The 2077-nt window shown below is 59.5% G+C and carries 1 protein-coding gene; it reads left to right on the plus strand.

Features of this window, described 5'->3' with window-relative positions:
- The first annotated feature begins 1561 nt into the window (after positions 1 to 1561).
- On the plus strand, positions 1562 to 1882 hold the full coding sequence (locus tag AABM41_09790; GenBank protein MEK6192587.1) for a hypothetical protein: 321 nt from the start codon (positions 1562 to 1564) through the stop codon (positions 1880 to 1882).
- Positions 1883 to 2077 lie beyond the last annotated feature (195 nt).

Raw genomic sequence — 2077 nt, forward strand, 5'->3', positions numbered from 1 at the left:
AGAATCAGGATCACGGGGAACCTCTCGCACCTTAGGGGTACGGGACAGGGAAGCCAGCAGTCGGGACACAGTTGGCCACTCGGTGGGCATTGGCGAACCCTCTGGCGGAGTCCCACACCCCCACCACCATGTAGAAGGCACCCGTCCCACGTGGGCATTCGATCACATCCGCAGCGGCAACGTTCCTACCATCCCTCACGTCTGTCCCCGCTGGAAGTAAGATAATTACCGACTGCGTGAGGTTTACCACGGGGGTGGGACCACCGAAACTGACCTGCTGGCGATTGGTCTGCTTCAGGCATCCCATCGTGAGAACCGCAGCAGGTCCAGCGACAGGCTGGGGGCCCCTCCAAATGCTGACCGCCAGGTTGAAGTTGGGCAGGTTATAGGCCATGTCTCGCACCTCAGAGAGGGGCATCCTTGCCCAGGGTCCTTGGGGAATGTCTAGAACGGGACAACGTTGGTCTTACCGAATTGCCCACGGCGCCTCTGCGTGGCAAACCGTGACCGACCGATCGCGGAGAGGACACGGTTGTAAGTGATGGTGAAGGTGGGTGGGGTCGCGGGCGGTAGGTCTTCGATCCTGGCCCGAACTGTCGTCCCCAGGACGCCCGTACCGAATGGGGCAACGATGTCGGTGGCATTCCACAGGGTGAGGAACCCAAAAGCCAGACTGTTGAGGACAACGAGCCCTGGGGCAGTCAGTGATCCGTCCGCAGCTTTGAAGGCGTCATCCACGAACCCAGGGTAAACACGCCCGCGGAAATGCCGTCCAGCGAATGCGGTCTTGAAGCCCACGAGTCCTGAGACCTGTGTGGGGCAGAGGACCGCAGTCCCTGTGCCAACTCCATCCCGCGAGACACCCGCAGTTGCCGTCGGGAGTGGGATGGACACCTTCGACACGGCCACACCCCTGTACCGAGCGAGCGATGACATCCACGGCTTGTAGAGGGGTGCCATCACGATATCGATGGACTCCGCGACAGCGGCCGCAGTCGGTGGGTTTGCTCCTTCCGAAAGCGTTTGGACAAAGAAGTCATTCAGTGAGATCTGAGTTGGGGTGTAACAGCAGATCGTCACCTTCCAGTTGTCTCCGACGGCCATAGCATTACTCCATGTCAGAACGATAGTTGTTGGAACAATCTTCAGTATAGGTGATACCCCTACACCCTGTCAAGACCCCTCGCGAACGAGCACGCCCGCACATCGGGCATCAGCAAAGTGGAGGTAAGATAATCTTAGGTAGAAAACACTACAGCACTCTACCCTAGGTGAGACCACCTAGGGAACACAGCCTAGGGTCAGAACCCTATTCCATAGGGATCCGCAGCGAGTAGGTCGCTTCCCCGATTCCCTCTCCGCGACGTTCATGTAACATAGGCCCATGGAGCGACACAACCATGACCCCAGGTCACGGGGCTGTCCCAACCGGGGCAGACGAAAGCAGATGCTGGACTGGTGTCCGCACTGCTACACCAACGGGAGGGGACGCACCAACGTGCGGGGGCATTTCGGCTACGCCCCGAAGCCCACCCGGTACAAGCCGTGGGAGGATTGGATCATGAAGCGACCTGATGCGAAAGTGGCGGGGGGAAAGCTCGGTTCCCTGCCGGCAGTCGATGAGCAGTGGGTGAAGAGGTATCCCACCATCCTCGCGTACCTGTGCGATGAGACCTACGACGATGGTGGCGTTCGTGAAGTCTCCGCCCTGTCCATCTCGATCCGGGAGGGAGATTTCCTCCTGGCCCTGAACGACAAGGACCTGAAGCAGAGCGTCTACACACAGGCCCACAGCCTCACGGAAGGCCTCAAGCTGATGGAGGAGGCCCTGAAGGACGGGAAGGCACAGTGGAGGCCCTGGAAGGCGGGAAAACGGAAATAGGGCTTGACAGGGTAGGTGGTATATACCTATATTGAGTGTACGTCGCGGATAGGTAGACATCTATCAGCGTGAGGACCCTCCCAGAACTAAGCCGCTGGGAGGGTCTTTCTCATCCCGGCCGGGCTCAGACGCAGGTCGGTAGAATCAGGATCACGGGGAACCTCTCGCACCTTAGGGGTACGGGACAGGGAAGCC

Source organism: Chloroflexota bacterium (assembly GCA_038040195.1).
GTDB lineage: Bacteria > Chloroflexota > Limnocylindria > QHBO01 > QHBO01 > DASTEQ01.